The sequence below is a fragment of the Halosimplex pelagicum genome (genome assembly GCF_013415905.1).
Taxonomy (GTDB): Archaea; Halobacteriota; Halobacteria; order Halobacteriales; family Haloarculaceae; genus Halosimplex; species Halosimplex pelagicum.
This window is the reverse complement of the sequence record NZ_CP058909.1, coordinates 1,761,695-1,784,652: the sequence shown is the minus strand read 5'-3', so window position 1 is coordinate 1,784,652 and position 22,958 is coordinate 1,761,695. Positions and strand designations below refer to the sequence as shown.

Genomic DNA, 22,958 nt, shown 5'->3' with positions numbered 1-22,958 from the left:
ACCGGCGGGCATCGGTCGCTGACCGGACCGGTCGGACGGGCGACCGCGGCGACCTCGCGGGCGCGGCGCCGCTCAGTCGTCGCCCTCGATGGCCGCCGTGAGGTTCGCGAAGTAGGTGTCGATGTCCCGTTCGACGATGGGAGCCAGTACCGACGGGTTGAGCGTGGCGGCCCCGCCGCTGTAGGTCACCTCGGCGGTGTAGGCCAGTTTCGAGGCGTGGCGGTCGCCGTCCTGGATCTCCATGGCCGCGAGCACGTCGAACTCGCTGCCGGTCGTCGAGTCGAAGGCGCTCGCGCTCGTGACGACGTGGTCCGGCGGGTCCATCTCGACGAACTCGGCCTCGCCCGACAGCGAGACGGTGAGGCGGCTCACCCCCCGCGTGATCTCGACCGAGTAGCGCCGCTCGGAGAGGCGCTCGACGGCGTCGGCGCCGGGCACGCACTCCGTGAGCGTCGCCGGGTCCGAGAGGTGGTCCCACAGCTCGCCGGGCTCGGCGTCGACGTAGACGGCGTCGGCGAACTCCAGACGCTCGACGCCGTCGTCCTCGGCCGCGGGCGCTCCGCCGTCGTCGGCCCGCTCGTCCGGGCGCTCCGCGGGGCGCTGCTCGGCGTCGTCGCCGGTCGGTTCCTCGGATCGCGAGTTATCGGGCTGGTTCATTGGTGGGAAACCGCGGGGCTGCGCCGCCGCTACACTTCGATGATCGTGAACTGGTTCGAGGCGATCCCCACGTCGTAGAAGTTCGCCTCGCCGTCGGTGACCACCACCTCGTAGCCGTAGCTGCCGGGGTCGAGCGCCTCGGTCTCCAGCGTGCCGGTCCACTGCGCGGTCGTCTCCTCGCCGCTCTCCTGCCAGGACAGCTCGACGGGGTCGAAGGCGCCGTCGGTCGACTCCACCGTGACGGAGTCGAGGGCGTCGCCGCCGACGAGGTCGCCGCTGGACCCGTCGTAGATGCCGATCGAGAAGGTCACGTCCATCTCCGGGCTGAACTGCCGCTCGGGGACGCAGCCGCCGACGAAGCCGCCCGCCGACTCCACCGGCGCGCCGTTCCAGAACGTCTCGGTCGTGACGACGTAGTTCGTCGGGTTGGAGTACTCGATGACCTCGATGGCGTCCTCGAGGATGCCGACCGCCCGGAAGTTCGCGTCGCCGTCGGTGACCTCCACCGTGTACGCGTAGGTCCCCGTCGAGATGTCGTCGGGGAGCTGCCAGGAGCCGGCCCACTCCTCGGCGGGGTTCTCCTCGTCGTCGCCCGCCCAGGCCAGCTCGACCGTGTCGCCGCCGTCGACGTTCACGGCGACGCTGTCGAGGTCTTCGTCGGTGAGCTGCTCGCCCGTCTCGGGGTCGTAGATGCCCACGTAGAACACCGCGAGCATCCCGGGGACGAACCGCCGCGTCGCCGAGCACGCGGAGGCAAAGGCCGCGCCCTCGGGGACTTCACCCGTCCCGGTCTCGGCGGTCACGACGTAGTTCTCCGGCTCGGGCTCGGGCGTCGCCGTCGGCGTCGGCGTGTCCGTCGGCGTTGCCGTGTCGGTGGCCGCCGGCTCGGCGGTGTCCGTCTCGGCGTCGCCGCCGGGACAGCCGGCGAGCGCGACGGTGGCCCAGCTGGCGGCGCCGCCCGCGAGCACGCGCCTGCGGGTCGCCCCGTCCTCGGGTTCGTCCGGGCCGGTGGGCGATTCCTCCTCGGTCGAGTAGCTGCTGTCGCGGCTCATTACACACGCAACTCCACGAGGTGTCGACAAAACCCTCCCCGTAGTTCTAACTCGCTGGGAGAGACGCCCGCCGTTTTCCCCGAACTCCCCGAAGACCCTAGCGAGATGGCTGAAGACACCTCCGGCGCCGACCGCGGCGGTCGCGCGGGCGAACAGGACGAACCGCCAGCCGAGAGCGACCGGTCCGACTCGGCGGGCGACGGGCGAGTGACGAGACGGCGACTCATGGCGGCGGGCGCGGCGACCTGGGCCACGGCGAGTGTCTCCGGCTGTCAGTACATCACCGACCCCGGCACCGGCGACGACGACACCGACACGCCGACGGTCACCACCGAGACCACCACCACCGACGACCCCGTCGGCCCGGCGACCCCGACGCCCGACTCCGGCGACGGCACCGACGACCCCGCGGCGACGCCGGACGGGGACGGGGACGGGGAGACCGAGACGCCCACCCCCACGCCGACCCCGACGCCGACGCCCCCGCCGACGACCACCTCCTGTGCCAGCCTCGGCCGGTTCGCCGCCGGGATGGAGGTCGGCCTCCACGTCGCCCTCTACGACCCCGAGACGGGCGACCCGCTCGGCGACGACGCCGTCGACGCCGTGCGCGTCGAGTTCCCCGACGCCGAGTACGGCCCGCTCGAACTGAACTGGCAGGGCGACCACGAGGCCTACTCGTCGGACACCTGGGGGTCGAAGATCGCCACCGACGCCGACACCGAACGGGGGACCTACCGCTACGAGGTCAGCGTCGAGGCCGACGACGAGACCGTCGAGACGAAGGTCGCCGACCAGTTCACCGTCGTCTAGCCCGGCGGTCGCCGCTCGTTCTCGGAGTCCGACTCGCGGTCGCGGTCCGCCCGCCGGACCGCCGCCCGAACCACCCGACCGCTCCCTACTCTTCGATCTCGATCCGTCGACCGGGCGGGTCCGCCCCGCGGTCGACCGGGAGTTCGACGTCGAGGACGCCCTCCCGGTAGGTCGCGGTGATGCCGTCGTCGTCCACCGCCCGCGGGACGTTCACCTGGTGGTCGAAGACGCGCGAACTCCCGGGGCCGCCGGTCCGCCGCGCCGAGACCGTCAGCCGGTGGTGGACCCACGTCACCTCGATGTCCTCGGGGTCGAACCCCGGCAGGTCGACGAAGACCCGGTAGGTCCCGTCGTCGCGGTACAGTTCGACGTCGTGGTCGGGGTGGTGTGTCATCGGAGTCGCCCCGTTCGGTCGTACCCCCCACCGGCGTACGTTGGTTTCGGTAGTTACAGCTCGCTGAGAACACTGGTCTCGCCCGTCCCGACGCCGTCGAGCCCGTGGAGTACGCTTTTGCGCGCTCGCGACGTAGTTCCCGCCAACGTGACGGGCAACGGGTCGCAGTCGGAGACGGGCGAAACGAACCGGGGCGGGGACGCGGTCGACGGCGCGGACGCGCGGGCGACACTCGACGCCGTCGCGAGCGCGACCGCGGCCGGCGTCCTCGTCGTCGAGGACGAGCGGGTCTCGTTCGCCAGCGCGAGCGTCGAGCGACACCTCGGGCGCGAACCGGCCGATCTGACGGGTGAATCCGTCGAGACGGTCCTCCCCGACCGCGCGGTCGACGCGGTCGCGGCGGTCGCCGACGGCGGCGCCGAGCGGACGGTCGCGTGGCCCGCGCCGGACGCGGACGGGAACGGCAGCGCCGACGAGACCATCGGTGCGGACGAGACCACCGGGACCACCGACGGCGGCGTCGCCGCGACGGTCAGCCCCGCCGACGGCGGGCGGGTCGTGGTGACGCTCACGCGGGGCGAGCGCGAGCGGGAGTCGCCGCCCGACGACGGCGTCGCCCGCGTCGCGCTCGACGCCGACGGCCGGATCGCGGGCTGGAGCGCGGGCGCGGCGGCGCTGACGGAGTGGTCGGCCGCCGAGGCGGTCGGTTCGGACCTGTCGCTTCTGTACCCCGACGACGCCGCGGCCGACCCCGCCGAGACGCTCGCCACCGCGCGGACCGACGGGGCGACCGAGACGGAGGGGTGGCGGCTGCGCCGGGACGGGAGCGACTTCTGGGCGACCGTCTCGGTCGCGCCTCGCCGGGACGCCGACGGGGGCGTCGCGGGGTTCGACCTGCGGCTGCGCGACCGGACCGACCGCAAGCGGCTGGCCGACGAGCGCGAGCTGCTGGCGACGGTCAACCACGCCATCGCCGACGCCGACGGCTTCCGCGAGGGCGTCGAGACCACCCTCGAAGCGGTCTGCGCGCGCACGCGATGGGCCTACGGGGAGGCGTGGGTGCCCGCCGCCGACGGGGCCGCCCTCGAACACCTCGTGGGCCACGCCGAGTCCGAGCGGCTGGAGCCGTTCCTGCGGGCCAGCCGCGACGTGACCTTCGACGCCGGGGAGGGGCTGCCCGGGCGGGTGTGGGCGAGCGCGTCCGCCGAGTGGATCCCGGACGCCGCCGCCGAGCCGGCGTCGGTGTTCCACCGGACGGCGCTGGCCGACGAGGTGGGACTCCAGGCGGCGCTGGGCGTCCCCATCGAGACCGACGACGGCGTCGTGGCCGTGCTGATCTTCTTCCTGCGGGAACGGCGGGCCGCCGACGAGGAACTGGTCGAGGCCGTCACCGACGTGGCGGCCGACCTCGGCGCGCTGGTGGCCCGCAAGCGCGCCGAGGAGGACCTGCGCACCTTCCGGAAGGCCGTCGAGCAGGCCGGCCACTCGGTGTACGTCACCGACACCGACGGCACCATCGAGTACGTCAACCCGACCTTCGAGCGGGTCACCGGCTACGGCGCCGACGAGGCGGTCGGGGCCGACCCCTCGATCCTCAACTCCGGCGAGCACGACGACGCCTTCTTCGCCGACCTCTGGGAGACGATCTTCGACGGCGAGGTGTGGACCGGCGAGGTGCGCAACCGGCGCAAGTCCGGCAAGCCCTACGTCGTCAACCAGACGATCGCGCCGATCGTCGACGGCTCGGGGGACATCGAGCGGTTCGTCGCCGTCAACGACGAGATCACCGACCAGAAGCGCCGCGAGCGGGAACTGCGCAGCCAGCGCAACTCCCTGCGGCGGATCAAACAGATCATCGAGAGCCTGCGACCGATCAACCGCGAACTCGCGCGCGCGGACACCCGCGAGGCCGTCGACCGCGGCGTCTGCGAGGGGCTGGCCGCCTCCGAGGCGTACCTCGCGGCGTGGATCGGCGACCACAACGCCGCCGCCGACGAGATCGCGCCCCGCGAGTGGGCCGGCGTCGACGACGAGTTCGTCGAAGGGCTGGACCCGGCGCTCGCGACCGACGGACCCGGAGACGCTGCGGGCGGGGGCGACGGAGTCGGGAACGCCGGCGAGGACGACCTCTACCGCCGCGCGGTCGCCGACGGCGAGGTCCAGGCCGTCCGGGACCTCACGACGGCGCCCAGCGGCGGACCGCGCCGCGAGCGCGCGCTGGCCCACGGGTTCCAGTCCCAGGCGGTGGTCCCCGCGGTCTACGGGGACTCCGTGCTCGGCGTCGTCACCGTCTACTCGGCGCGACCCGACGCCTTCGACGAGTACGAGCGGGGACTGCTCGCCGAGCTCGGCGAGCGGGTCGGTCACGCCATCAACGCCGCCGAGAACCGGCAGCTGCTCCACACCGACACGGTCGTCGAACTGGAGTTCGAGGTCGGCGCCCGCGACTCGCCGACCGCGAGCGTCGCGGGCGAGCTGGGCTGTCGGCTCTCGCTGGACGGCGTCGCGCCGGCCGCGGCGGGGTACGTCGCCTACGTCGCCGTCGACGGCGCTCGACCCGAAGCGGTGGCCGAGGCGCTCGCCGAGCGCGACGACGTGGCCGGAGCCCGGGTGGTCGAGGCCCACGGCGAGACGGGCGTCGTCGAGGTGACCGGCGGGGCCGACCCCGTCGCCGCGCTGGTCGAGCACGGCGCGACCGTCCGCGCCTTCGAGACGACCGGCGAGGTCGCGACGGTCCGCTGCGAGACCGCGCCCCGCTCGGACGTGGAGACGCTCATCACCGCGGTCGAGGCCGCCGGCGAGGACACCGTCTTCGCCGCCAAGCGGACCCGCGACCGCGACGTGCGGACCGTCGAGCTGACCCGGACCGCCGTCGAGGAGCGCCTGACCGACCGCCAGCGCGAGGCGCTCGCGCTCGCCTACCACGCCGGCTTCTTCGCCTCGCCCCGCCACTCCACCGGCGAGGAACTCGCCGACGTGCTCGACGTCGCCTCGCCCACGTTCTACCGCCACGTCCGCGAGGGCACCAGGAAGGTCCTCGAACTCCTCGTCGACGCCGAGGACGCGACCACGCCGGACGTGACACGACTCGAACGCTAGTTGACTAGCGTTTACCGACAGCCGTCGAATTCTCGTCACTAGTCGACTAGGTCCACCGGCTATGGCTCCCGGCGGAGAAACGCTAGATACAGATGTCAGAGGGTAGAGACCGGGCGTTTCTGGACGCGGTGGGTGACGAGGACTGCAAGACGATCCTCGACGCCGTCCGCACGGAGGCCAAGACCATCCCGGAGCTGTCCGAGGAGTGTGACATCCCGCTGTCGACGGCCTACCGGAAGGTCAACCGGCTCCAGGAGGCCGACCTCGTCGCGGAGAAAAACCGGCTACCGGAGGACTGCCGGCCCAAGAACGTCTACGAGCTGCGCTTCGACGGCGCCGTCGTGACGATGGGCGAGGAGGGGTTCGCCGTCGAGTTCGCCGGCGAATCGTCCGAACCGACCGCCCCCGGTCGGATCGCCGACCTGTCGCGGTCGGCGGTCGGGAGCGACTGACCGGAGCGATGGCGCGGTTCAGCGTCGACTGCGAGACGTGCTCGTTCACCGCCGAGGCGCCCACGGTCGCCGCGGCGCTGTCGGCGGAACGCGCCCACAGACGCGAACAGGGCGTCGAACACCGGGTAACCATCGAGCGGCGTCCGCGCGACCGGGAGCGACCGCTCGTGACTGGTAGCGCCGACGGACGACCGCCGAGCGACCGCAGATGACGGCGAGCGACCGATCGCACCGGACCCGACCAGAACCCGACCACCGATCGCCATGACCGACCGCTGGTACTGTCTCGACTGCGACCGGCGCATCGACCCGGACGACCGCTCACGGCACGCCGCCGCGGACCACCGACTGCGGGGTATCCCCGCGCCGAGCCGGCCGTCCGCGACGGCCATCCGGCGGGTCGACGACAGCGAGACCGCGATCCGCCGGGCCGACCCCGGCGAGACCGCTATCCGACCGGTCCGGGAAGTCGAGACGCGTCTCGCCCGGCACCCCGACGACTGACTCGCCGCGCTCGCGAAACCGACGACGGCGCCCACGGAACCGACGACGGTGCGGCCGACCGCACCCGTGAGTACGAGCGCCCCGCTCAGTCCTCGTCGTCGGCCGGCGTCGCCAGCAAGTCTGCCTCGTAGGCCGCGATCGCCTGGACCACCTCGTCGGCGTCCTCGTCGTGTACGTCGAACGACGCGAGCGTCGCTTCCAGCACGTCGATCGCTCGCTGGATGTGCGCCTCGGTGAACGGGACGTGGAGGTGGGCCTCCCGAACCGGCGCCGCGTCGTACGTCTCCGGCCCGCCCGCGGCCTCGCAGAGGAAGTCCGCCTGGGTCCGCCGCAGCATCTCGATGTCCGCGTCTTCGAAGAACGGCCCGAGTTCGTCGTCGTCGAGCAGTCGATCGTAGAACTCGTCGACGACCGCCTCGATCCCCTCGCGCCCGCCGAGTCGGTCGTAGAGTGTCTCTCCGGTCATGGGCGTACGACCGCTGTCGAGGGATTTGGGTGTACCGCTCGTTCCCACCAGCTGGCACACCGACCCGTCTCGGTCGTCTCGGGCCGCGGTCTTCGGAGACCGGAGACCAGCGCCGGCCACCGGGGAAAGACAGTTCCGCCTGGCCCGCGACACGCCGGCCGTGAACCGTCGCCAGGTCCTCGCCGGTCTCGGGTCGGCCCTCTCGGTCACCGCTGCCGGCTGTCCCTCGGGACCGCTCGGGTCGCGTTCCGACGGGCCCGCCGGCGAACCGGCCACCGACCTGCCGGAGACGCCCGGCGAGTACCCGATGGGTACCGGCGATCTGGACGCGTTCGACCCGACGGAGACGTACCGGACGGTCGAAGTCGGGAGTCGCGAGGGCGTCCCCGAGGCGTTCCGCCCCCACGACGTGGCCGTCTGGAACGCCGCCAGCCACGACGAGACGGTCGTCGACATCCACGACTACGCGACGGAGACGCGACCGCTCGATCGGTCGTTCGCGATCCCCGACGACGCCGCGGTGCGGGTGTCGCTGCTGGAGCCGTCGCCGTATCTCGTCACCGTCGGCGTCCCCGACGCGGGCGCCGAGCAGACGCTGAAAGTGCCGTGCCGGTTCTTCGACTGCAACTCCTCGGCCACTCAGGTCGGGCTGTTCGACGGCGAGATCCGGTCGACCGTCTGGTCGACGCTCGCCGGCTGTCGGTCGCCGACGTGTCTCCCCGAGGTCGAGCTATCGATACGGGGCTGAGACCGAAGCAGGTCGAGGTCCGGGCCGCAGCTGCCCGATGAGACCTCGCTGGCAGTCGTTCCCACGTATGGCTCGCGTGGGGCCCACCGTCGACCAGTCGCAGGGGGACTGGCGTCGGGAGGCAGCGATGCACGCCCTCGGCCGGATGGCTTCATCGGGCATCGCTGCCCGGGCCGATGCACAGGTCCCCCGACGAGGTGGGCTCGTGACGGCCGTCGCTTCTCGCCCCCGTCGTTTAGTGGTTTGGCTATCTGTCGAACTCCTGAATATACCGTCGCCGCTCCCGGACCGGTCGGCGGACCCGAGAGGACGCGGTGGGGTCATCGGAGCGGCCCCTCTCCCGGCCTGTCGAGCGAAACGTATTTGTTCCGACCCGGTGTATCGCTCTCGTACTGACGGCCTCGTCCCGTCTTTCTCCGTTCGCCCATCGGTTCGCCGCCCCACGGGAGGCGTCCTTCGATGGCACTGCTCTGAGATGCGCCGTGCCGGATGTCGACCTGTGGTGGTGACGCTGGGTCTCCGCGACGGGACCGAGTACGCATCCACCATGAGAGAGATAGATATCCCCTGTTCCGAGTGTGGCACAGAACTCGCCGAACGCGTCGTGTTCACGGCGGATCTCCCCGTCGAGACCGGGTGGCGCGGGAGCGTCCGCGTCGCCGAGTGCCCGTCGTGTGGCGCCCGGTACTACCCGCGACAGACCGTCGCGCAACTGGCGGGCCGATCGAGCGGGACTCGCCCGCGGGGAGAGGGCTAACCGGTGACCGACCGCTCAGACCCGGAGCGCGACCCCGCGGCGCCCGAAGTCGACGCGGTCCCGGAGGGGGTCGCTCCCGGCTCGACGGTCCTCGTGGCCACCGTAGGCGATCCCGCGCCGTCTGTGCCGTCCCTTCAGGTCCTCTCGGCGTTCGCCGACGGCGACGATACGGCGCTGGTCGTCACGACGACCGAGAGCGCCGAGACGACCGTCGAGCGCGCTCGGGCGGTCTTCGAGGAGGGAGCCCGGCCGTCGCTCGGCGTCGTCGACACGGTGTCGAAACAGCAGTCGGTCGCGTCGCGCTACGGGGACGTTCCGACGGTGTTCACGCCCTCGTCCAGCGACCTGGAACGGCTGGTGGTGGCGCTGACCGAACTGTCCGGGGAGGGGCGGCCGGCGGACGGCGACCGCCATCTCGTCGTGCGGTCGCTCACGCCGATACTCGAAGCGGTCGCGACCGATCAGGTCTGTACGGTACTACAGCAGGTCTCGGGGATCCGGACCGAAACCGGACTCACCCTCCTCGGGGTCGACGAGACCGCGCACGACGACGCGACGATGCGGGCGCTCGCCGAACAGGTTGACGGCGTCCTCTGGGTCACGAGGGGATCCGACGACGCGCTGGAACTGATGTACCGTCCGGCGACCAGATCGACTGTCTGACAGCTATCGACGGTCTCGCCCCGCGTAGTACCGGTCGGTTTTAGTTCGTGGACGCGGATCCGATCGATATGGGTTTTGGGAGCTACGACGAATCCGAGCAGCAGAACCAGAACGTGGACGCCGACGAGGACGACAGCGAGGGCGTGACGGTCCACGAAAACGACCACGAAGGGGAGGTCACGTTCGAAACCGACGCCTCGACCGACGACCTGGTCGACCGACTGGAAGACATCAAAGACACCTCCGAGGAAGCGTAACGGGACGCCCGCGTTGCGTCCGCAGCGTTTCGAGGTTCCACGTCACCGCGGCTCCGTCCGCGGGCCTCTCGAACGGTATCGGACGCGAAGACGCGACCGGGCCGTAGCGTTCGCCGCGCTCGGATCCCGACTGCAGCGCCCGTCGACGCTCGACTGCGCTTCTCGTTCCGGGAACTATTTACGCCGTGGTCGCGGATGCTGACGTAACCGAGACGCGTTGTCCCCGGGAAGGCCGGACCGGTCCCGTCGCGATCATTCTGTGTCGCTGTCGACGGCGTCCGGACGGCCTGCTCTCCTTCGCGGGCGGACTCTGAGATGGGTTCTGGGATCGCTCCGATCGGACCCCACTATGGAAATCGAAATCGCAACTATCGGCGGCTACGAGGAAGTCGGCCGTCAGATGACGGCCGTCCGTGCCGGAGACGACATCGTCGTCTTCGACATGGGCCTCAATCTCTCGAAGGTACTGATCCACGACGACGTCCAGACCGAGCGGATGCACAGCCTGGACCTAATCGACATGGACGCCATCCCCGACGACCGCGTCATGTCCGACATCGACGGCACCGTCCGGGCCATCGTCCCGACCCACGGCCACCTCGACCACATCGGCGCGATCGCCAAGCTCGCACACCGCTACGACGCGCCCATCGTCGCGACGCCGTTCACGCTCGAACTCGTCCGCGAGGAGATCGACGACGAGGGCAAGTTCCACGTGCAGAACGACCTCGTCGAGATGGAGGCCGGCGAGACGATGTCCATCGGCGACGAGGTCGAGATGGAGTTCGTCAACGTCACCCACTCCACCATCGACGCGATCAACCCGGTCCTGCACACCCCCGAGGGCGCCGTCGTCTACGGGCTCGACAAGCGCATGGACCACACCCCCGTGATCGGCGACCCGATCGACATGGATCGGTTCCGCGAGATCGGCCGCGAGGGCGTCCTCTGTTACATCGAGGACTGCACCAACGCCAACAAGAAGGGCCGCACGCCCAGCGAGGCCGTCGCCCGCAGCGAACTGCGCGACCTCATGCTGAGCCTGGAGGACTACGAGGGCGGCATCGTCGCGACGACGTTCGCCAGCCACATCGCCCGCGTCGTGAGCCTCGTCGAGTTCGCCGAGGAGATCGGCCGCCAGCCCGTCCTGCTGGGCCGCTCGATGGAGAAGTACTCCGGCACGGCCGAGCGCATCGGCGCCGTGGAGTTCCCCGACGACCTGGGGATGTACGGCCACCGCCAGTCCGTCGACCGCACGTTCGAGCGGATCATGAACGAGGGCAAGGAGAACTTCCTCCCCGTCGTGACCGGCCACCAGGGCGAGCCCCGCGCCATGCTCACCCGCATGGGCCGCGGCGAGACCCCCTACGAACTGGACAGGGGCGACAAGGTCATCTTCTCGGCGGGGATCATCCCCGAGCCCACCAACGAGGGCCAGCGCTACCAGTCCGAGCAGCTGCTCGGGATGCAGGGCGCCCGCATCTACGACGACGTCCACGTCTCGGGCCACCTCTCGCGGGAGGGCCACTACGAGATGCTCGACGCGCTCCAGCCCGAGCACCTCATCCCCGCCCACCAGGACATGGCGGGGTACTCCGGCTACGTCGATCTGGCGACGAGCCAGGGGTACGAGCTGGACGAGGACCTGCACGTCACCTCGAACGGGAACACGATCCAGCTGGTCTAGATCGGAACGCTTCCCCCGACCGCTTCCGGTCGGGCGCCTACGACTCGGACTCGTCCGCGTCCCGTCCGGATCGCTCGAACAGGTCACTCAGCACCGACTGTTCCGCTTTCCGGAGATGGGAGTGGAGCGTCGGCGACGAGATCCCGAGCGCGTCGGCCACCTCTTCGGCGTTCGAGTCCCGCGGCCACTCGAAGTAGCCCGACTGGTAGGCCGCCCGCAGGACCTCCTCCTGGCGGTCCGTGATGTCCTCGAACGGCTCCTGGGGCAGGACCTCGTTCACTTCGACCGAGGCCGACTTCTCCCGTTTACTGAGGACCTGGATGTCCTCGAAGCGGTTCCGGAGGTGGTCGACGAGGACCCTGGCGTCCGTGCCGGACGCGATATCGAACTCGTAGTGGACCGCGTCGTCGACGAACCCGACGCTGTGGACGTGTGCGCCGTGGTCGACCAGCGCCCCCAGCGGCGCGTCGCCAGTCAGCTGCCACTCGAGGAGGCCGCCGGAGTCGCCGTCGGCCGTTTCGCTAACGATCCGCACGCTATCGTCCGTCACGTCCGCGAACGCGTCGCTGACGACCCCGACCTCGCTGTCGCTGACGCGGAGGTACGCCACTGGCCCCTCCTCACTGGAGGGGATCACCCCCTCCAGTTCGACCCGACACGGAACGGTCGTCGTGACCGCCACGAGCGGGTCGCTCCCGTCGCGACACGCCAACTCGATCTCGACCAGCGACTCCGCCGAGAGGAGCTGCTGGGTCTCGACGGCGTTGATGGCGTGGCCGATCGTCTCGCCGAGTTCGCCGAGGATCGACCGCTCGCGGTCGCTCACCGTCGACCGCTCGGTGTACAGCCCCAGCGCGCCGTAGACGGTCCGCCCGTAGACCAGCGGGACGACGGTCCACGTCCCCTCCCCGTCGTCGACGCCGGGGACGAGCGGCCGGATCGCCTCACCGTCGGTCGCCTGGGCCGTCTCGCCGTCGGTCGTCTGGGTCGCCTCGCCGTCGGTCGCCTGGGCCGCCCCATTGCCTCGCTGGCCGCCGTCGGTGCGCCGAAAGCCCGTGTCGTCGATAGCCGGCGGGCTCGGGCTGGTCTCCTCGTCACCGGCGACGGTCCACCGGTCGGCCTCGCCCCGCCAGGTCGCGAGGTCCGCGACCACGACCCGCTCGTAGAGGTCGGCGTCGGCGACTCGCTCGCAGACGGTCCGCTCGATCTCCTCGCGGCCGACCGCCGAGACCAGCGCCTGGTTGACGCCGCGGATCACCGCGTTGAGGTCGTTCAGCGTCGACAGCTCGTCGCGGTGGTCGGCGAGCTGGCGCACCCGACGCTTGCGGGCGGTCACGTCGTGGACGACGAGCGTGTTGCCGATGCGGCGGCCGTTGCGGTCGGTGATCGGCGAGGTGCGGATCTCGTAGACGTTGCCGTAGCGTTCGACCTCCGCCAGCGCGTCCTCGGTGTCGAAGTCCAGCCGCGACTCGTCGACGAGCAGTTCCACGTCCCGGCCGACGGCGTCGGCGGCGTCGCAGTCGAGCACCTCCTCGGCGGCCTCGTTGCAGTAGACGATCCGGTTGGCGTTGTCGACGATGACGACGCCGGCGTCGAGCTGTCTGATAGCGGCGTCGCGGCCCAGCTGGCGGGTCGCGGGGACGAGGTCGAACAGCTGGCGCCGAAAGAGCGCGTAGGCGAACGCGAAGCCGGTGATCGTGAAGGCGTACGGCGTCGGGTCGATGGCGGGGGCGTTGGTCAGCGCGAACACGTCGACGACGCTCGTGACGAACGGGACGGCGATACCCACGAGCAGGAGCGCGGACTGGTCGGTGTAGAGGTAGTCCGACTGGTAGATGAGCCGGAGCAACAGGGCGGCCGCGACGGCGACGAGGAGGTACGTGTGGACGACCTCCGCCCAGAACAGCGGGCCCCAGCCGGGGTGCTCGATCACCATGCCGTTCCGGACGACGAAGTTGTGGTCGGTCCAGAAGAGGTGGTGCCAGTGGTTGGTCCAGGTGGCGGCGATCACGACGGCGGGGAAGACGAGCAGGCCGGCGACCGTCCGGCGGGTGACGAACTCGTCGTGGCCGGTGTACGCCAGCGCGAACAGCAACAGCCACACCTCGATCGTCCCGGTGGAGATCCACACCATCCGCATCCAGAACACGCGCCACGACTCGCCGGTGGTCAACAGCCCGATCCCGTAGCTGACCGACCAGTTGGCCAGCACCGCCATGAGGACGACGAACGCCGTCGCACCCGGTTCCGCGCGGTTGCGGAACGCGTAGAGACCGAGCGCCGTCGTCAGGACGGCCGAGACCGCGAGCAGCGTGAGGTGGAGCGGCGCCGGCCCTATCACGAGGTCGCTGCCCCACTGACCGACGGTTCGCCCAGCCCCCAACCCGACGCTGGAACCCATCAATCTACGTGCCCGTTTATCGACCAGTCATAGCCAAAAAATTTCCGGCTGGTTGTCTGGATCCGTCCGGAGAGGGTCGTCTGGATCCGTCCGGAGAGCGGTCTCCGCGCGCACCCGGACGGTCTGTTACCGGACGACGTTGTTCGAGGTCGTGATCGTCGACGTCTGGTCGCCCGCGGACGGGCGGTTCCCCGAGGCTTTGAACGCGACGCCGTCGAACTCGGCGATCAGGCAGTTGCGGACCGTCGCTTCCGCCGCGACCGCGGCCGCCACGGCCGCCTTCGACGGCGATTCGATGTTCGCCCAGTCCGAGGCGCCGGTGTGACGGATCTCCGCGCCGTCGACGACGTTGTCCTGGCTCCGCGTGTCGAAGTAGCGGATCCCCTTCCAGAAGCCCGGGGTCGCCTCCTCACCGCGCAACACCGTCGACCGGCCGCCGTCGCCCGTTTCGCTGCCCTCGATCGCGAGCGACCCGCCGTCGATCACGTCGATGCCGGCGCCCTGTCCGAAGTGGATCTCGGTGCCGTCGGCGACCGCGACATCGGCCGCGATCTGGACCAGTGATCCCACCTCGCTCAGCGAGAACCGGTAGGGGGCGTCGATCGCGGGGACCGTCAGCGACGTTTCGATCGCGTTGGTCGGGTTGATCACCTCGATCCGGTCAGTGTCGTTACCGGTGTAGCTCGAGGTGGTCCCCAGCGCGGGAACGGTCGTGAAAAACACCTGTGCCGGGTCGACGTTGTTCCGGATGCGCGTTCGTTCGACCCCCTGGAGCTCGTTTTCCTTGTTGACGAACAGGCCGTAGCCGTCGTTGTCCTCGATGAGCGCCCCGTCGACGGTGAGCCGGGAGCCGGTCAGCACGCTCACGCCCGCCGGTTCCTGGTAGATCCCGCGGCCGCCGGGTTCGCCCCCGGCGTGGCGCACGACGACTCCCCGGAGGACGTTGTTCGCGTCCTTCGTCTCGGAGTACATCAGGCCCTCCCAGTAGCCCGGGGTGGCCTGGGCGCCGCGGATCGTGACCGCGTTCGCGGGCGGGCTCTCGACGGCCCCCTCGGCGGGGAGGTCGCCCTCGGGGATCGCCGCGTTCAGCGACCCGGTGACGAAGATGCCGTTGCCCTGGGCCACCCGCAGTTCGATCCCCGGTTCGAGCGTCAGGTCGCCCTCGACTCCGAAGGTGTGTCGGTTCTGCTTCAGGTACAGCGGAACGCCCGGATCCGCCCAGGTGTGTTGTTCACCCTCCGGGATCACGTAGTCGATCGAGGCCCACACGAACACCCGGTCGGTGTCGTTGCCGGTCAGCGCGTTGTCGCCGGCGATCGCGTCGACGTTGCTCGCCGTGACCTCGATCGGCTCGGCGTTGCCCGTGATCCCGTTGCCGCCGAACGTCTCGAGGCGGGCGTCCTGCTCGACCGACACCCCGAAGTTCCGGCTCCCCCGGATCTCGGAGTTCGTGACGGCGACGGGCCCGGTGCTCCGTATCTCGACGCCGGCACCGTCCTCGGAGCCGGCGTTCTCGACGAGGACGTGATCGAGCGTCCCGCTCCCCTCGCCGGTGAACGTGATCCCGCCCCAGACCCCTCTCGCGTCCGAGCGCCCGGTGAAGAAGATCGGCGCCGAACAGGTCCCCGAGGCCGAGAGCGTCCCCCCGACCGTCAGCGACCCCCCCTGCGCGAACGAGAGCGTGGTCCCCGACTCGACGGTGAGCGTGGCGCCGGCCCTGACGCCGAGCAGAGTGTCGATCTCGACCACGTCCGCGTCGGTCCCGATCGTCGTGTCCTCGGTGATCTGGGGCGGCCCCTCGTAGGCGGTGGTACTTCCGGTGGGCGGCTGCTGGCACGGGCCCGACGGGACCGCCGGCAGTGCCGTCGCACTGGCCGTTCCGGTAGCGTCGGTCGCCGTCGCGGCGGCGTCAGTCGCGGTGGGGTCGTCGCCACCGGCCGTAGCGGGCCCAGTGCCACCACCGCCACGACAGCCGGCGAGGAGGGCCGCGGTCCCCGCCCCGACCGTCGCGAGGTACTGCCGGCGCGTTCCGCTCGTCGATCCCGTCGCGTCGTCACCGTATCCCGTCCCGTCGTTGTCCTGTGTCATCGCTCCCACGTTCCCCGCCGCTGCCGTTGAGTTGCGAGGCTAGCTCTCTAGACGGCGGCCGACGACCGCGAACGCCGGCGTTCGAACGACCGACGACCACGACCGGCCCCGACCGCCATCCCGCCGTGACCTGCGACGGGACGCCCGACGTGCGCGTCCGTACCGTGGTCGTCTCCCGCGACCGGAGTTCCCGGCCCGTCCCGCACTCACCGCGGTCGGCCTAGCTCTCTAGACTCCCGATATACGGCCGCCGATCGTCGATCCGAACTCGGGAAACCGATGCTGTTCAGACCATCTGCGATCGACGGACGCGCACTCGGTGTCGCGAGCGTAGTACTGCTCGTCGCCCTCGCCGGCTGCGGTGGGGGCGGCGGAACCGACGGAGCCACCGCGTCTCCGGAGCCGTCCGGCCCCGCGGCGGACGCCGATACCCCGACCCCCGGCGAACCTGCCACCGGGACGACGGCCGACGGCGAATCAGGTACCGAGACCCCGGCCGACAGCGACGGCACGCCGACCGACAGCGACCCGACGGCGACCGACAGTGACGTGACGGCGACCGAGGGTTCACAGGGGCCGGGCGAGACCCTCTCGGATTCGTTCGTGTCCGGCTGGTCCCAGCGCCTCCAGTCGGCGGGGTCGTTCACCGCCGAGATGCGCGGGATCTCGGTCACCACCTCGGGACAGATGTCGGGCGAGAGTGAGGGACAGCCCCCTGTCGTCAACTGGACGATGAAGATGGACCTGTCGACCGGTGCGAGATACGCGAACGGGACGATCTCCGGGTCGGGCGAGTCGATCCCGATCGAGCTGTACCACCCGCCGTCCTCGGACACCACCTACTCCCGGACGACGTTCCAGGGACAGAGCCGGATCTCACAGTCAACGAACACGGCCGACCGCGACAACCCGGTTTCGGAGGGGCTCCTCCACGCCGTCCGGCTCACCCGCGCGGGCACCGAAACGGTTGACGGCGAGACCCTCCAGCGGTACACCGCTGCGGACGCCGACGCCGTCGTCAACCGGTCGTACTTCGGCGGGTCGGTATCGGACCTACGGATGGACGTGCTCGTCGACGCCGACGCCGGCGTCGTCCGGGTGATCGACTACGAGTACGAGGTCGAGAGCGACGACGACACGACCACGCAGTTCCTCCGTATCCGGTACACGGACATCGGCACCACGACCGTCGAACGCCCCGACTGGATGAGTCAGACCGGCGGCTGATCGCATCGCGTCGCTGCGACCGGTCCGAGCCGGGGAGCGGCCCGGTTCGTCCGGCGGGATCGCTCCGGTGAGCCGCTGCCCACGTCTCCCGACCGTCCGAGATACGTCGCTCGTGTGCAAGAGTTTAAGACACATCGGGCGGCCAAGCGGTGATAGATGTCGAACGAGCGACTCGAACTCGCCGACCGGGGGGACGGCGGCGGTGGAGCGGTCGCGCCGCCGCTGCCCCCCGACGATCCCGAGGCGTGGTATACGCCGGACGTGCGCTCGCAGACCGAAGTCGCGCCGGGCGTCGTCGTCACGATCCGCGAGACCGCGACGGACTTCGACTACGAAGTCCGCGAGCCGGGGCTCACCGACGCGGACCGCGAGCGACTCGACCGGGTGCTGGAGTACTTCGGCGACGCGAGTCTCGAACGGCCGCGCACGCGTGAAGGCGCGGTCGAACGGATGGCCGACGGGTTCGACCCGAAACACCGGCGGGTTCTCGACCGTCTGATCGATGTCGCGCCCGGTGCTCGTCGGCGGATCGAGTACCACGCGCTGGCCGAGCTGGGGTGTCTCGGGCGACTGACGCCGTACGCGCTCGACGACCGGATCGACGTGGCCGACGTGGCCGGCGACGGCGTCGTCGTCCACACCGACGACTTCGCGCCCGCCGAGACCGAGCTCCCGGCGGATCCGGACTACCTCGACCGCTTCGCCAGCGAGCGGCTCGACCGCCACACCGTCGACTTTCACGGCTTCGAGATCCCAGTCGTCGTCTACCGCGAGAACCTCCTCGGGACGGACTCGTGGATGACGAAGTACGCGGTCCGCGAGCCGGATCTGCTGCCCGGCGACGCCGATCTGGTCGCCGAGTGCAAGGAGCGCATCTGGGAGACCGACGTGGACGGCGTCGTCGACGACGAGGCGGCGTTCGTCCGCGAGCGCGCCCGCGAGTTGCTCTCGCGGCGGCTCACCGCACGGAACACGCGGGCCTGGCTCGACGCCGCCCGCTACCGGGTTCGGAGCGCCCTCGCGGAGTGGGACCTGGCCATCCCGCCGGTCGACGACCGCTACGCCACCGACCGGCTGGACGATCTCGTCTACTACGTCCTCCGCGATTACGTCGGTTACGGCAAGCTTACCGTCCCGATCCGCGACGACCACCTCGAAGACGTGGAGGCCAACCGCGTCGGCGAGCGCGTCAAGGTCGTCCCCCGCGACGATGTGGGCCACACCGAACGGATCCCGACGAACCTCGCCTTCGAGGACGAACACGAGTTCGTCAACGTCGTCAAGCAACTCGCCGCGGAGGACGGCACCGAACTCAACGCCGCCAACCCCAGCGCGAAGGTCAACCTCAGCCCGCCCGGCGTCTCAGAGACGATCCGCTGTGCGGTGGCGCTGCCGACCGTCAGCGAGGACGGCCCGCACATCTCCATCCGCAAGCAGGCGCCGGACGTGATGACGCCCGTCGACCTGCTCGAACGGGACAGCCTCCCGACCGAACTGGTCGCGATGCTCTGGCAGCTGTACGAACACCACGGCGTCGTACTCTTCTGCGGACCGACCGGCGTCGGGAAGACGACGCTGATGAACGCCCACATGCCGTTCGTCAGTTTCCGCGACCGACCGGTCAGCATCGACGAGGGCTCGCGAGAGGTGTGGCTTCCCCACGAGACCGGGGTCTCGCTCACCACGCGCGAGCATCAGGACGAGTACAAGCGGGTGACGATGGCCGACCTGATGACCGAGACGAACTACCTGAACCCGGACGTGGAACTCATCGCGGAGATCAACACACCCGAGAGCTTCGAGACGTTCGCCGAAGTGCTCAACACCGGTCACGGGGTCATCGGGACCACCCACGCCGGCGACGTGGAGACGCTCGTCAACCGGGTCGTCGAGCAGGACCTGCCGACGTACCTGCTCTCGGAGATCGACCTGCTCGTCTTCCCCCGAGAGGTCGACGGCGAACGCTACGTCGGCGAGGTGGTCGAGTTCGTCGGCGAGGAAACGTTCAGGGAGTACGACGGCGAGCGCGACGACGACGCCTGCGGCGTCGTCCGGAAGGGGGAGACGACGGTCTACTGGAACACCGTCGCTCGCCGGACACACGACGGCGAGTACGACCTCGCCTACGAACACCCGGATCTGGGCGACGACGAACGCAGTGTCCAGACGGAGCTGTTCGAGCGGATCGCCCGGCTCACCGACCGACCGGTCGACGCCGTCGAGGACGCCTTCCACCGCAAGCACCGCTACGTCGAGTATCTACGGCGCGAGGGTGTCTCCGACGGCGACGACCTGTTCGCGTTCCTCGCCGACCTGCAGACCGACGAGGCCGCGACCGTCGAACGCATCAGACAGCACACCGCCGGACGGTCGGGGACCGTAACCGCGACGGACGAGCAGACGGGTCGGCCGACCCCCGCGACGAGCCAGGAGACGATCACGCTCGACGACCCCGACACGGAGGGCGACCACGGCCGCGGGAACCGACACACCGACGGCGACGAGGATACGCCGGCGGAGGGGGCCGATGGCGACTGAAGACTCGACGGTGACGGGCGCCGACGGGACGGTCGCGTTCGTCGACCGCGCGCTGTACGCGCTGTTCTCCCGGCGCGCCGACAGCGCGCGGCACGAACGCGACCGCCACAGATACCGCGCCGCGGACCTCGGAACCAGTTTCGACATCTACATCTCACGAGTATACGGCATCTCGTGGGGAGCTTCGACGGTCACGTTCGGGCTCGTCGCGCTCGTCGTCGGACTGCTCCCGCGGTCGGCGCTGGCCGCTGTCGTTGAGTTCGCTCACGGCGCGGTTCCGGTCCTCGACCGGGTGGCGCTCCCGGTCGTTCCGCCGGTCGTACTGGCGCTGGTCGCGGGTGTAGTGGCAGGGGCAGTCGCCCGCTGGGGAGTCCTCCACTCGGGCGGTCTGTACCTCCGCTGGCAGGCCGACGCACGGCGGGCCGATATCGAGGCCACGCTCCCCGGTGCGGTCCGGTATCTCCGCGTGCTCGCCTCCGGGAGCAGCGACCAGCGGGCGATGCTGCGGCGCGTCGCCGACCAGCACGCCTACGGCGAAACCGCGACGGCATTCCGCCGCGCGCTCAACGAGGCCGCGCTCACCGGCAGTCTCGACGCCGGTCTCGAACTGGTCGCTCGCGACACGCCCTCTCGGGACCTGCTCGCACCGTTCCTCCTGAAGTACCGCGAACACGCGAACCAGGGAACGGACGCGCTCGCCGAGTACCTGCGGATGGAGAGCCGGCTGCTCTCACACCAGCAGTCGCGGACACACGACCGCGTCGCGGGCTACCTGGAGTTGCTCGCCGAGCTGTTCGTCGTCATGCTGGTGTTTCCCGCGCTCGCGGTGCTGATCGTCACGGTGATGAGCGTCCTCGCCCCGGGCCTCTCGGCGACGGTCACCACGCCGCTTGGCACCGTGACGATCCGTGAGGTGCTGATCTACAGCAGTATCGCGTTCGTCCTCGGGGTCGGACTCGCGGCGGCGGCCGTCGTCGCCAGCCTCCGGCCGGCCCAGCACGCGATGCCCGACTACGAAGTGCCTCGTGAGCTCTCGGACCTGATCCGGTCGGCGCCGACGAACCCGGCCAGCGCCGCGGTCGTCTGCGGACCGTTCGCGGCGGCCGCCGCCGTCGCTCTCTGGACGCTGGGGTACGCGCCCGCCAACGTCCTGCTGTTGAGCTACGTCGGGTTCGGCCTCCCCGTCGGGTTCGTCGCGGTGCGACGGGCGCGGATCGACGACGCGAAGGACCGCGAGATCCGCGATTTCGTCCACGCCATCGCCGGGCACGTCGCTCTCGGCCAGCCGTTCTCGACGGCCGTCGACGAGGTCGCGGCGGAAGTCGACCACGGCGCCTTACAGCCCGACGTGGAGTCGCTCGCGTTCTCGCTGTCGCTGACGACCGACGCCGGGTCGGGCGACGGCGACGTACGGGCCGCCGCGCTCGACAAGTTCGTCGACGACGTGGGGACGCCGATGGCCGAGCAGACCATCGGCCTCGTCGTCGGCGCGCTCGAATCCGGGAGCGACACGGAACAGGTTTTCGAGGCCTTGCAGACTGAAATCGGCACACTCTATCATCGCCGAAAGCAGCTCCGGTCCGAACTCCTGGTGTACGTCGCCGTGGGGTGGACGACGGGGTTGCTCGTCCTCGGGATCATGGTCGCGGTCAACGTGTCCGTGCTCGACGGCTTCTCGCAACTGGCGTCGGTCTCGAACATCGAGGGGTCCGCGAGCGGGTTCGCGCTCGACCCCGACGCGGTCCAGCCGGCGCGGGAACGGTGGCGGTTCTACCTGGTCACCCAGGCGACTATGCTGTCGTGTGGGTGGTTCGCCGGCATGGCGAGCCGCGGACGCTACGAGGCGCTGCTGCACTCGGCCGGCCTCGTCGGGATCGCCTACGCCGTCTTCGCGGGGGCGGGGATGCTATGACCTCCCGGAGCGGACAGCACGCCGGTCGTAGCCGGAAGCGCGGCCAGTCCAGCGTCGTCGGTGTCGCGCTCCTCCTCGGCGCGACGGTGGTCGCGCTCGGCGTCCTGACCGCCAGCGTCGGCGTGCTCGTCGAGAGCCACACCGCTCGCGCGAACGCCGACCGCGTCGCCGCCGACCTGCAGTCCGGAGTTCGACCGGTCGACTCGACCGGCCACCGGACGGCGACCGTTCGGTTCGGCGGGGGACGACTCTACACCGCCGAGCGACAGCTGCGCGTCTCCGACGCCACCGGGACCGTCGCGAACGTCGACATCGGTGCGCTGGTCTACGAGAACGGGGACCGCCGCGTCGCCGCCGTCGCGGGTGCGGTCGTCCGCGGCCGAGGGGAGAATGCGTGGTTCGTCGAGTCACCGCCGGTCGTGGGGTCGGAGTCGAACGGGGTTCTGGTCGTCGGCGCAGCGAACCTCTCGGCGAACCCGTCGTCGGTCGGTGGTGGGCGAGTGACCGCCGAGATCGCGACGAACGTCACCCACGATCGGCGGTCGCTCGGTCCCGGACGCTACGAGGTCGCCGTCGAGACCGAAGCGCCCGCGGCGTTCGAGCGGTACTTCGCCGACCGGGGCGCGACGGTCAGTCGAACCGACCGCGACGGGGACGGGGTCGTCAGCGTCGTGGCCGAGTTCCCCGGCCGGCGGCGGGCGTACCTCGTCGAACACCGGATGCGACTGGAGGTGACGAATGGCTGACCGAACGCGGGCCGACACGCCGCGGTCGTCGCCCGGGGTCGGTGTCGACGCGCGCGGCGTCACCCCCGCGGTCGGCAAGACCCTCGAGATCGGGATCGTGGTCCTGTTCGTCGGACTGGTAACGACTGCGCTGCTGGGCGGCGTCGTCCCGGACTATCGGACGGCAGCGGGCGGGGAAGTCGCCGACCGCGTCCTCGTCACGGTAGCACAGGAGGTCGAGCGAACCGTGCCGCCGAGCGCTCGGGAGGTGTCGGTACGCCGTACGATCGACCTCCCGAGTACCATCGCCGGGAGCGGCTACGCGGTCCGAGTCGACGGGCGGACGCTCGTCCTCGACCACCCCGACCCGGCCATCGGTGGCCGAGTCGGGCTTTCGCTCCCCCCTCGCGTCGACCGCGTGGCGGGCCGAACCGAAGGGGGAGCCGAGACGGTCGTCACGGTCCGGAAGGGCGGCGGCGGGCTGGTCGTCGAGCTCCACAACGGGGGCGAGCCGTGAC

Annotated in this window: 21 protein-coding genes; 15 read left to right on the top strand and 6 right to left on the bottom strand. The window is 70.6% G+C overall.

What is annotated here, in order from left to right; all coding sequences use genetic code 11:
* Nucleotides 1-72 precede the first annotated feature (72 nt).
* A complete protein-coding gene (locus tag HZS54_RS08810; protein ID WP_179921985.1) occupies nt 73-657 on the bottom strand; it encodes an SRPBCC family protein in 585 nt (194 codons plus the stop codon).
* Nucleotides 658-686: 29 nt separating this feature from the next.
* Nucleotides 687-1,709, bottom strand: coding sequence for a hypothetical protein (locus HZS54_RS08805; RefSeq protein WP_179921983.1), 1,023 nt, complete (start codon nt 1,707-1,709; stop codon nt 687-689).
* A gap of 105 nt (nt 1,710-1,814) precedes the next feature.
* Here HZS54_RS08805 and HZS54_RS08800 point away from each other — a divergent pair, with 105 nt between their 5' ends.
* A complete protein-coding gene (locus tag HZS54_RS08800; RefSeq protein ID WP_179921981.1) occupies nt 1,815-2,522 on the top strand; it encodes a hypothetical protein in 708 nt (235 codons plus the stop codon).
* A gap of 85 nt (nt 2,523-2,607) precedes the next feature.
* On the opposite strand, the gene HZS54_RS08795 is transcribed toward HZS54_RS08800, so the two are convergent.
* Complete coding sequence (locus HZS54_RS08795; RefSeq protein ID WP_179921979.1) at nt 2,608-2,916, bottom strand: Hsp20/alpha crystallin family protein; 309 nt, start codon at nt 2,914-2,916, stop codon at nt 2,608-2,610.
* 147 nt (nt 2,917-3,063) lie between these two features.
* On the opposite strand from HZS54_RS08795, the gene HZS54_RS08790 reads away from it, so the two are divergent.
* The 4 genes from HZS54_RS08790 (at nt 3,064) to HZS54_RS08775 (ending at nt 6,971) form a co-directional block, all read left to right on the top strand.
* Nucleotides 3,064-6,015 (top strand): PAS domain S-box protein, encoded by a 2,952-nt coding sequence (locus tag HZS54_RS08790; RefSeq protein WP_179921977.1) that lies wholly within the window; start codon nt 3,064-3,066, stop codon nt 6,013-6,015.
* A gap of 92 nt (nt 6,016-6,107) precedes the next feature.
* Complete coding sequence (locus tag HZS54_RS08785; RefSeq protein ID WP_179921975.1) at nt 6,108-6,467, top strand: winged helix-turn-helix domain-containing protein; 360 nt, start codon at nt 6,108-6,110, stop codon at nt 6,465-6,467.
* An 8-nt stretch (nt 6,468-6,475) separates the two neighbouring features.
* The gene (locus HZS54_RS08780; RefSeq protein WP_179921973.1) at nt 6,476-6,679 is read left to right on the top strand and encodes a hypothetical protein; all 204 of its coding nucleotides are present in this window, start codon (nt 6,476-6,478) and stop codon (nt 6,677-6,679) included.
* Nucleotides 6,680-6,731: 52 nt separating this feature from the next.
* Nucleotides 6,732-6,971 (top strand): hypothetical protein, encoded by a 240-nt coding sequence (locus HZS54_RS08775; protein ID WP_179921971.1) that lies wholly within the window; start codon nt 6,732-6,734, stop codon nt 6,969-6,971.
* A gap of 85 nt (nt 6,972-7,056) precedes the next feature.
* Here the strand turns inward: HZS54_RS08775 and HZS54_RS08770 are convergent, their stop codons facing one another.
* Entirely contained in the window at nt 7,057-7,437 is a 381-nt protein-coding gene (locus HZS54_RS08770; protein WP_179921969.1) for a group I truncated hemoglobin, read from the bottom strand.
* A gap of 160 nt (nt 7,438-7,597) precedes the next feature.
* Here HZS54_RS08770 and HZS54_RS08765 point away from each other — a divergent pair, with 160 nt between their 5' ends.
* From HZS54_RS08765 to HZS54_RS08745, 5 genes are all read left to right on the top strand, one after another.
* Nucleotides 7,598-8,185 carry a hypothetical protein gene (locus HZS54_RS08765; RefSeq protein WP_179921967.1) on the top strand — a complete coding sequence of 196 codons (588 nt, stop codon included), beginning with the start codon at nt 7,598-7,600 and terminating at the stop codon, nt 8,183-8,185.
* 547 nt (nt 8,186-8,732) lie between these two features.
* Nucleotides 8,733-8,942, top strand: a complete 210-nt coding sequence (locus HZS54_RS08760) for a hypothetical protein (RefSeq protein ID WP_179921965.1) — start codon at nt 8,733-8,735, stop codon at nt 8,940-8,942.
* A 3-nt stretch (nt 8,943-8,945) separates the two neighbouring features.
* Nucleotides 8,946-9,605 (top strand): DUF7504 family protein, encoded by a 660-nt coding sequence (locus HZS54_RS08755; protein ID WP_179921963.1) that lies wholly within the window; start codon nt 8,946-8,948, stop codon nt 9,603-9,605.
* A gap of 68 nt (nt 9,606-9,673) precedes the next feature.
* Complete coding sequence (locus tag HZS54_RS08750; RefSeq protein WP_179921961.1) at nt 9,674-9,862, top strand: DUF5786 family protein; 189 nt, start codon at nt 9,674-9,676, stop codon at nt 9,860-9,862.
* Between the two features lie 349 nt (nt 9,863-10,211).
* Nucleotides 10,212-11,549: an RNase J family beta-CASP ribonuclease gene (locus tag HZS54_RS08745; protein ID WP_179921959.1), complete on the top strand. Its 1,338-nt coding sequence runs from the start codon at nt 10,212-10,214 to the stop codon at nt 11,547-11,549.
* 37 nt (nt 11,550-11,586) lie between these two features.
* Here HZS54_RS08745 and HZS54_RS08740 read toward each other — a convergent pair whose 3' ends face one another.
* Together HZS54_RS08740 and HZS54_RS08735 are read right to left on the bottom strand one after the other, a co-directional pair.
* Complete coding sequence (locus HZS54_RS08740; protein WP_179921957.1) at nt 11,587-13,950, bottom strand: histidine kinase N-terminal 7TM domain-containing protein; 2,364 nt, start codon at nt 13,948-13,950, stop codon at nt 11,587-11,589.
* 126 nt (nt 13,951-14,076) lie between these two features.
* A complete protein-coding gene (locus tag HZS54_RS08735) occupies nt 14,077-16,038 on the bottom strand; it encodes a hypothetical protein (RefSeq protein ID WP_179921955.1) in 1,962 nt (653 codons plus the stop codon).
* 279 nt (nt 16,039-16,317) lie between these two features.
* On the opposite strand from HZS54_RS08735, the gene HZS54_RS08730 reads away from it, so the two are divergent.
* The 5 genes from HZS54_RS08730 to HZS54_RS08710 all read left to right on the top strand — a co-directional run bounded on the left by HZS54_RS08730 (nt 16,318) and on the right by HZS54_RS08710 (nt 22,957).
* Nucleotides 16,318-17,265 (top strand): DUF7537 family lipoprotein, encoded by a 948-nt coding sequence (locus tag HZS54_RS08730; RefSeq protein WP_179921953.1) that lies wholly within the window; start codon nt 16,318-16,320, stop codon nt 17,263-17,265.
* 156 nt (nt 17,266-17,421) lie between these two features.
* On the top strand, nt 17,422-19,803 hold the full coding sequence (locus HZS54_RS08725; protein WP_179921951.1) for a type II/IV secretion system ATPase subunit: 2,382 nt from the start codon (nt 17,422-17,424) through the stop codon (nt 19,801-19,803).
* Nucleotides 19,793-21,715, top strand: a complete 1,923-nt coding sequence (locus HZS54_RS08720; RefSeq protein ID WP_179921949.1) for a type II secretion system F family protein — start codon at nt 19,793-19,795, stop codon at nt 21,713-21,715. Before HZS54_RS08725 ends, HZS54_RS08720 begins: the two co-directional genes overlap by 11 nt.
* On the top strand, nt 21,712-22,461 hold the full coding sequence (locus tag HZS54_RS08715; RefSeq protein WP_179921947.1) for a DUF7289 family protein: 750 nt from the start codon (nt 21,712-21,714) through the stop codon (nt 22,459-22,461). Before HZS54_RS08720 ends, HZS54_RS08715 begins: the two co-directional genes overlap by 4 nt.
* On the top strand, nt 22,454-22,957 hold the full coding sequence (locus HZS54_RS08710; RefSeq protein ID WP_179921945.1) for a DUF7266 family protein: 504 nt from the start codon (nt 22,454-22,456) through the stop codon (nt 22,955-22,957). The genes HZS54_RS08715 and HZS54_RS08710 overlap by 8 nt, the downstream gene beginning before the upstream one ends.
* Nucleotide 22,958: the final 1 nt, after the last annotated feature.